Raw genomic sequence first — 8,128 nt, 5'->3', positions numbered from 1 at the left:
ACGTGGAAACGTGGAAACGTGGAAACGTGGAAACGTGGAAACGTGGAAACGTGGAAACGTGGAAACGTGGAAACGTGGAACTCGATCGCGGGGCGCGGTCAAGGCCCGCCATCAGGACGGGTGCTGCGCGACACGCTCAAGGGTCTACTGCGGCCCGCATGGATGCCACGCGCCCGGAACCGCCCGGGGTCTCAAGCCACCCCATACCCCGCGCGGCCGATGCTGTCATAGGCGGCAAAGCCCGCCGCTTCCGCGTCGCTGGCCGCGTAGATGTTGCGCAGATCGGCCATGTGCGGCGTCGCCATCGCGCCCGCAATCCGGCTCAGGTCCAGCGCGCGGAACTCGTTCCACTCGGTCAGGATGACCAGCAGATCCGCGCCCTCGGCCGCCGCATAGGCATCTTCCACCCAGGTCACCCCCGGCAAAAGCGCCTCACCCTCGCGCAGGCCCTGCGGGTCGCAGACCGTCACCTTCGCGCCACCGCCCACAAGTGCTGGCACGATGGTCAGCGACGGCGCGTCGCGCATGTCGTCGGTGTTGGGCTTGAACGTCACCCCGAGCACCGCCACGCGCTTGCCGTTAAACGTGCCCCCGCACAGATCCGACAGCTTGTCGATCATCCGCCGCTTGATCTGCTCGTTGACGGCGATCACGGCTTCGGTGATCTGCATCGGGCTGGCGTGATCCTGTCCGATCCGGGCCAGCGCCTTGGTATCCTTCGGAAAACACGACCCGCCATAGCCCGGGCCGGCATGCAGGAACTTGTTGCCGATGCGCCCGTCGAGCCCCATCCCCTTGGAGACCTGTTTGACATCCGCGCCGACCTTTTCGCACAAAGCCGCGATCTCGTTGATGAAGGTGATCTTGGTCGCCAGAAACGCGTTGGCGGCGTATTTGATCATCTCGGCGCTTTCGAGATCGGTGGTCACGATGGGAAAATCACGCAGGTAAAGCGGGCGGTAGATCTCGGCCATGACCTGTGCGGCGCGCTCGGTCTCGACACCCACAACCACGCGGTCGGGCTTCATGAAATCGTCGATCGCAGCACCCTCGCGCAGGAACTCGGGGTTGCTCGCCACGTCGAAATCGAGATCCGGATTGGTGCGGGCCACCACGTCGCGCACGGCGGCATTGGTGCCCACCGGCACGGTGGATTTGGTGACGATCACCACGTAGTCCTTCGCGGCGCGCGCAATCTCCTCGGCGGCGGCCATCACGTAAGTGAGATCCGCATGCCCGTCGCCGCGCCGCGTCGGTGTGCCCACGGCAATGAAGATCGCATCCGCCCCGTCGATGGCTGTGGCCAGATCGCCGGTAAAGCTCAGCCGCCCGGCCTCCACGTTGCGCGCCATGAGCGCATCGAGCCCCGGCTCGTAGATCGGCACCTCGCCCGCTTCAAGCAGGCGAATCTTGCGCGGGTCCTTGTCGACACAGACCACCTCATGGCCGAAATCCGAAAAACACACCCCCGAGACAAGGCCGACATAGCCGGTTCCGATCATTGCAATCTTCATCGCTCAAGGTCCTTTCCTGCGCCGGGGCGGATCATGTGCCCCGTTGTGCAGCGTCTTGTCAAAAACCCCGTCAGGCCACAAGCGGCAATGGGGCGCGCAGGGCGGCGGCGGCACAGGACCGCCTTGTGCCAGCGGCACAGGACCACCGCGTGCCAGCGGCGCAGGACCACCGCGTGCCAGCGGCGCAGGACCACCGTGGGCGTGCGCGGCCCCGATCAGCCTGTCTCGCGGCGCGCAATGTGCAAAAAGACCAGCGACAGCGGCACCGTCCAGAGCAGCGTGGCGAGAATGGCAATCTTTTCAAGCAGGCCGTCGATCCCGTCGGGCGCCAGCTTGAACCATGCGGCGAACACAACCCAAAGACCCGCTGCCACGCAGAACATCCAGCGCAGGCGCGGATCGATGCGCCCGATGCGCGGCGCCATCACCAGCGGCCCGACCGCATAGAGCGGCCCGAGCGCAAAGGTCAGCCGCGTATGGACCGACAGGTCATCGCCATTGCCGAACGTGTCCCAGACCCCCAGAAGCACCACAAACAGCGCGGTCAGCGCCAGCGCAAAGATCCCCACGGACCACCAGACCCCGCCCAGATGGGCATGGGCTGCGGCAATCGACAGCGCGATCAGCCCCGCCGCGCAGATGTAAAAACCGGTATCCATGATGATCTGATGCGGCCCACGGCCAAGGTCGCTGATCGTGTCGGCAACGACGTCATGCTCGGCCACGCCCGAGGCAACGATGTTGAGGACAATGGGCACAAAAGAGCCCAGCAGGCCAAGAATGCCGCAAAACACCAGCAATTCCGGGCGCAGCGCAGCCGGAACCGGCCCACGGGAGGTGACGGAAATGCCGTGCTGGGAAAGCGTCATGCGGAGCCTCGATCCTTGTGCGGTTCTGCGGGATCAACCGCTCGGCGGCATCAGGGTTCCCCGCGCGCCGCGTCAGCGCTTGGCCAGCGCATCGAAGGCGCGCAGATCGGCAATCAGCCCGGCCATCTGGTCGACGGGGATCATGTTCGGCCCGTCGGAGGGCGCAGTGTCAGGGTCCTGATGCGTCTCGATGAACAGCATCGACACCCCCACCGCACAGGCCGCGCGCGCCAGCACCGGGGCAAACTCGCGCTGCCCGCCCGATGTCGCGCCCTGCCCGCCGGGCTGCTGCACCGAATGGGTGGCGTCGAACACCACCGGATAGCCCGTGGCGGCCATGATCGGCAGGCCGCGGAAATCCGAGACCAGCGTGTTGTAGCCAAAGCTCGTGCCCCGGTCGCAGAGCAGGATGCGCTCATTGCCGGTGGAGGCGATCTTGGCAGCCACATTGCCCATGTCCCAGGGCGCGAGGAACTGGCCTTTCTTGACGTTGATCGCAGCCCCTGTCTCGCCTGCCGCCAGCAGAAGGTCGGTCTGGCGGCACAGGAAGGCGGGAATTTGCAGGATATCGCAGACCTCAGCCGCAGGGGCGCAATGCGAGGGCTCATGCACATCCGTGAGCACAGGCACGCCGAACTCGGCCTTGATGCGGGCGAGGATCTCGAGGCCTTTCTCCATCCCCAGACCCCGCTCGGTGCCGATGGAAGAGCGGTTGGCCTTGTCATAGCTCGCCTTGAAGACAAAGCGCGTGCCCGTCGGCGCACAGGCCTCGGCGATCTTCTCGGCCATCATCCGCGCGTGATCGAGGCTTTCGAGCTGGCACGGCCCGGTGATCAGCGCGATGGGCGCCGCACCTCCCACGGTGATGTCGGCGATGGTGATGTCTCTGGTGTCCGGGCTGAGCATGGGGGTCTCCTTCATGCGCGTCGCTTAGCAGGCCCGGCGCCGGCGCGCAAAGCCGATGCGCCCCGACGAGCGCCGACCGTCGCCTCGGATGCGGCATTCCAGGCCAGCCCGGCCCTGCAGGCTTGACCTTTGCGCCGCCGGATCGCACAAAACAGAACCGTCAGGCCGGCAGACAGACCCATGGCCACGACCCGCGGTAAAGACCGCCCCGACCGCAAAGCGTTCACCCGAAGAGACCAGACCGGTCTCGCCCCTGCAACCGCGAAGCCCCGTTGCCGGGGTCGCCCGTCCAGGCCACAGCGCCCTCCGATCGCCCCGCCCGAACGACCACACCGCTCCGGACCCCGCCGTAACACCCCATGAAAAAGTCCCGCCCATGCAGATGAACACGCCCAGCAAACCGGATACGGCAGGCACCGGCCCCGCGGTTCAGGAGATCGACCTCTCCTCGGTGCTGCGCGCGCTCTGGGCGAGCAAGTTCTTCATCGCCGGCGTGGCCTTCATGACGATGATGATCTTCGGCTATTACGCCTTCGCGGTGGCCGAGGACCGCTATGCCGCCACCACCGATCTGGTGCTTGAAGCGCGCGACAATCTCGTGGTCGATATCGAAAGCGTGCTGTCGGGCAATTCCCTGGACGATCAGGCGATCAATACCGAGCTGGAGATCATCACCTCGCGCAAGACGATCTCGGACCTGGTGGACCGGCTGGACCTCATGTCGGATCCCGAATTCAACGGCTCCCTGCGGGAACCGCCGCGCTTCTCGGTCGGCATCGCCGTGAACGCCATTGCGCAGATGGTGCGCCGCGTCATTCCCAGGAGCGAAGAGGCCCCGCAGGCGGCCGAAGAGTCCGGCGGCAGCGAACTCAGCGAAGAGGACCGCATCCGCTTTGGCGTCGAGAGCCGGGTCGGCGCCAGCATCCGGGCCTCGGCAAAATTCGACACCTATATCCTGCAGATCACCGCCACCACCGCCTCGCGGGAGAAATCCGCCCTTCTGGCCAATACGCTGGCCGAGGTCTATCTCGAGAACCAGATCAACACCAAGTTCGAGGCCACGCAATACGCCGTGGAATGGCTGTCGGACCGGGTCTCCGAGCTCGAGATCGAACTGCGCGAACGCGAAAGCGCCCTGCGCGATCTGCGCGCCCAGAGCACGCTCATCAGCAGCGAGACGCTGGAAGGCATGGGCATCCGCGCCAAGGACATGCGCGACCGGCTGCTGAACGAAGAGGAAAACCGCGACCGGCTTCAGGCGGCGCTGGACAGCTTGCGCACCACCGCCACGGGCACGCCGGAGGAGATCGTTCTGGCGCTGGACGACCCGATCCTGAACCGCCTGATGAACGACATCCGCAACGGCAGCACCTCGGCCCGAACCGCCTTTGACGCCCGTGTCGCGCGGCTGCTTGCGGAGCGCGAAAGCGCCCTGAACCGCAGCGAGGCGCAACGCGCCGCGCTGCAGACTTCCTATGACCGGCTGCTCGAAGAGACCCGCCAGCAAAGCGAGGACCTGATCCGGATCGAGCAGGAGGAACGCGAGGTGCTCGCGCTGCAGGTGCTTTACGACACGTTCCTCGCCCGGCTGAAGGAAACCACCATCCAGATCGGCCTGCAAAGCGCCGACAGCCGCGTGCTCTCGGAGGCGATCCCCGGCTACCCGGTCGCGCCGCGGCGGATGATGCTGCTTTTCATGGGGGTGGTGCTCGGCACGATCCTCGGCACGGCGATCGTGCTCCTGCGCGAGCTGACCAACACCCGGTTCCGCACCGTCGAAGAGCTCGAACACCAGGTCGGTGTCGGCGTTCTGGCACAGGTGCCGCGGATGGAGATCCGCAAGCGCGACCAGCTTCTGGACTACCTGCGCAACCAGCCGACCTCTCCGGCGGTGGAATCGCTGCGCAATCTCAGGACCTCGATCCTGATGTCCAACGTGGACAACCCGCCCAAGGTGATCCTGTTCACCTCGTCCCTGCCCGGAGAGGGCAAGACCACCCTGTCGATCGGCCTGTCACAGAACCTGGCCGCCATCGAGCGGCGGGTCCTGCTCATTGATTGCGACACCCGCCGCAAGAGCCTGAACTTCTATTTCGACATCAACCCCAAGGGCGGGATCACCACCGTTCTGGCGGGGCAGACGACGCTCGAAGAAGCCATCACCCCGGTCAAGGACGGGTTCGACATCCTCATGGCCGGGGAAACCGGCGGCAACAGCGTCGATCTGTTCTCTTCGAACGGGTTCAAGGCCCTGATGGAACAGGCCCGCGAGACATATGACATGATCATCCTCGACACGCCCCCCGTGCGTGTCGTGCCCGATGCGCGCGTTCTGGGCGCGGTGGCGGATGCCATTGTCTATTGCGTGCTCTGGGACAACACCCCCAAGGCGGTGGTGCAGGAAGGCCTGCGCGAGTTTGCCTCCGTCGGGCGCCCGGTCACCGGCCTCGTGCTGTCGCAGGTCAATATCCGCCGGATGCAGAAATACGGCTATGGCGGCTACAATTACTACGGCTACAAATCCTATACCTGACAGCGCCGGGGCCCCGTCCGCAGCACCGCACACCCATGCACGTGCGCCCGGAACAGCCCGGCGCGGATCGCCCGGTCGCCCGCGCCGCGCACCGCGCCCACGGGCCCGGGCAGGCTCCCGGACAAGGCCCGGGGCCCGCCATGCTCAGTGGTGATACTGGGTGGGGTAGTCGCGGATGGTCACACGCGCGGCCTCGCCCGGGGTCAGCCCGATATCGCGCAAATGGGACGCGGTCAGCGTGCGGCGCGCCCGCGTCGCGCGATAGGTGCTCAGCACGCGCATGCCATAGGCAAGACCGGCGAACACATCCCGGACGGCAAGACCGGCGGCGGCAATCGGGGATGCGGGGGCGGGCGTCTGGATCTGGAAGGTCATCTGGGTATCTCCGGGTGTTTGAGGACGGGCCGCTCGGCCCATGACCCGGTTTTGCCCGACCCCGCGCCCGGCTTCTGTGAAGCGCTTCACAGTCTGGCGCGAAATCCCGTCCGCATCCCGTTTTTTCCTGTCCCCGGCGGTCTGCCCGCGCCCTGCGGATCAGGGCGGCACCGGGATACCCGGCCAGCATCGCAAGGCCGCATGACGGCTCAGGGGCCCCCGAAACGAGGCCCCGGCGCGCCCGGCCTCACTTGCGCGCGTAGATGTCCTCGTAGCGCACGATATCGTCTTCCCCGAGATAGATCCCGGTCTGCACCTCGATCAGCACCATCGGCACCTTGCCGGGGTTTTCCATCCGGTGCACCGCCCCGAGCGGGATGTAGATGCTCTCGTTCTCGGTCACCAGCCGCACCTCTTCATCCACCGTCACCTTCGCGGTGCCCTCCACCACGATCCAGTGCTCGGACCGGTGGTGATGGCTTTGCAGCGACAGCGCCGCGCCCGGCTTGACCACGATCCGCTTGACCTGAAACCGCGGCCCCATCGCAAGGCTCTCGAACCAGCCCCAGGGCCGGTGATCGCGGGTGAAGGTCTCTGCCTGCCGGGCACCCTTGTCCTTGAGCACCGAGACCGCCTGCTTGACGTCCTGCGCGCGGCTCTTGTGGGCCACCAGCACCGCGTCGGGCATCGCCACGGTGATGATGTCCTCCAGTCCAAGCCCCACAACCGTCAGCCCCTCGGCCTCCGACCGCATCAGCGTGCCGGTGCAGTCGAGGCACTCGACCGCGCCATGGGTGGCATTGCCATCCGCATCGGGTCCCATCTCGCGGGCGACCGATGTCCATTCGCCCAGATCGGACCAATGCGCGCCAAACGGCACCGCCACGAGCGTCTCGGAGCGCTCCATCACCGCGTAATCGATCGAGATGTCATCCGCCTCGGCCCAGGCCTGCGCCTCCAGCCGCAGGAAGCCCAGGTCCGGCTCCTCTGCCTCGACCGCGCGCGACACCGGCGCGATCATCTGCGGCGCATGGGCCTCGAAGGCCGCAAGGATCGCCTGCACCGAAAACAGGAAGATCCCTGCATTCCACAGGTGCCGCCCATCCGCCACCATCTCGGCGGCGCGCGCGGCACAGGGTTTTTCCACGAAGCGTCTGAGCGGCACGGGGCCGGTCGCCCCCGCCGCATCGAGTTCGAGATAGCCATAGCCGGTCTCCGCCCGGTCCGGCGTGATCCCGAATGTCACGAGATGACCCGCCTGCGCCGCCTCCAGCCCCTGCATCACGGTGCTCACGAACCCGTCGCGGTCAGGGATGTGGTGATCCGACGGCAGCACCAGCATCATCGCGCCGGGATCGCTGCGCGCAAGGTGCAGGGCGGCGGCCAGGATCGCCGGGGCGGTGTTGCGCCCCTCCGGCTCCACCAGCGTCGCCAGCGGCGTGATCCCGCAGGCGGCAAGCTGGTCGCCCACGATAAAACGGAAATCCTCACCCGTCACGATCAGCGGCGGGGTGAACGCCGCCCCCGACACCCGCCGCGCGGAGGCCTGGAACAGCGTGTCGGTCCCGATCAGGTCGGAAAACTGCTTGGGATAGGACTTGCGCGACAACGGCCAGAGCCGGGAGCCCGAGCCACCGCATAAAATCACCGGCGTAATCATAAAGTCCCTCCTTGCAACGGCAACTGGTCCCCGTCTGGCCGATCGCGCGCGCCGTCAGGCGCCTGCGGGCGGGCGCCGGAGCCACGTCCGGGAGCAGCCTATCGCGCGCGCCGGGCAAACCAAGGCCGCTTCTGGGGCTTTTTTGCGGTTTATCGCCCGCCCCCTTTCCTCTCCGATGCCCACCGGGCGCACAGCCGGTGAACAGGATGTTCCGCCCAACGCGTCCGCACCACAACATGTGGTTTCCTTCAGGGGCGGAATCGGTCATGTA

6 protein-coding genes are annotated in these 8,128 nt (G+C 66.4%); 1 reads left to right on the top strand and 5 read right to left on the bottom strand.

Going from position 1 to position 8,128, the window contains the following annotated elements:
* Positions 1-191 precede the first annotated feature (191 nt).
* From J1C49_RS19305 to kdsA, 3 genes are all read right to left on the bottom strand, one after another.
* The gene (locus J1C49_RS19305; RefSeq protein ID WP_227447475.1) at positions 192-1,514 is read right to left on the bottom strand and encodes a UDP-glucose/GDP-mannose dehydrogenase family protein; all 1,323 of its coding nucleotides are present in this window, start codon (positions 1,512-1,514) and stop codon (positions 192-194) included.
* Between the two features lie 215 nt (positions 1,515-1,729).
* Positions 1,730-2,383 (bottom strand): DUF998 domain-containing protein, encoded by a 654-nt coding sequence (locus J1C49_RS19300; RefSeq protein ID WP_227447474.1) that lies wholly within the window; start codon positions 2,381-2,383, stop codon positions 1,730-1,732.
* Positions 2,384-2,455: 72 nt separating this feature from the next.
* Positions 2,456-3,289, bottom strand: coding sequence for a 3-deoxy-8-phosphooctulonate synthase (gene kdsA, locus J1C49_RS19295; RefSeq protein ID WP_227447473.1), 834 nt, complete (start codon positions 3,287-3,289; stop codon positions 2,456-2,458).
* Positions 3,290-3,665: 376 nt separating this feature from the next.
* Between kdsA and J1C49_RS19290 the strand changes: the two genes are divergently transcribed.
* A complete protein-coding gene (locus J1C49_RS19290) occupies positions 3,666-5,822 on the top strand; it encodes a polysaccharide biosynthesis tyrosine autokinase (protein ID WP_227447472.1) in 2,157 nt (718 codons plus the stop codon).
* A 144-nt stretch (positions 5,823-5,966) separates the two neighbouring features.
* Here the strand turns inward: J1C49_RS19290 and J1C49_RS19285 are convergent, their stop codons facing one another.
* Together J1C49_RS19285 and J1C49_RS19280 are read right to left on the bottom strand one after the other, a co-directional pair.
* Complete coding sequence (locus tag J1C49_RS19285) at positions 5,967-6,197, bottom strand: hypothetical protein (protein ID WP_227447471.1); 231 nt, start codon at positions 6,195-6,197, stop codon at positions 5,967-5,969.
* A gap of 247 nt (positions 6,198-6,444) precedes the next feature.
* Positions 6,445-7,857 (bottom strand): mannose-1-phosphate guanylyltransferase/mannose-6-phosphate isomerase, encoded by a 1,413-nt coding sequence (locus tag J1C49_RS19280; RefSeq protein ID WP_227447470.1) that lies wholly within the window; start codon positions 7,855-7,857, stop codon positions 6,445-6,447.
* Positions 7,858-8,128: the final 271 nt, after the last annotated feature.

Source organism: Cognatishimia sp. F0-27 (assembly GCF_020667845.1).
GTDB lineage: Bacteria > Pseudomonadota > Alphaproteobacteria > Rhodobacterales > Rhodobacteraceae > JAFMPQ01.
Note: the sequence above shows the minus strand (reverse complement) of the source record. Positions and strands in the feature narration are given on the sequence as shown.

Coding starts and splice junctions, on each gene's coding strand:
- J1C49_RS19285 (WP_227447471.1), bottom strand. CDS start 6,197: ATGACCTTCCAGATCCAGACGCCCGCCCCCGCATCCCCGATTGCCGCC.
- kdsA (WP_227447473.1), bottom strand. CDS start 3,289: ATGCTCAGCCCGGACACCAGAGACATCACCATCGCCGACATCACCGTG.
- J1C49_RS19305 (WP_227447475.1), bottom strand. CDS start 1,514: ATGAAGATTGCAATGATCGGAACCGGCTATGTCGGCCTTGTCTCGGGG.
- J1C49_RS19300 (WP_227447474.1), bottom strand. CDS start 2,383: ATGACGCTTTCCCAGCACGGCATTTCCGTCACCTCCCGTGGGCCGGTT.
- J1C49_RS19290 (WP_227447472.1), top strand. CDS start 3,666: ATGCAGATGAACACGCCCAGCAAACCGGATACGGCAGGCACCGGCCCC.
- J1C49_RS19280 (WP_227447470.1), bottom strand. CDS start 7,857: ATGATTACGCCGGTGATTTTATGCGGTGGCTCGGGCTCCCGGCTCTGG.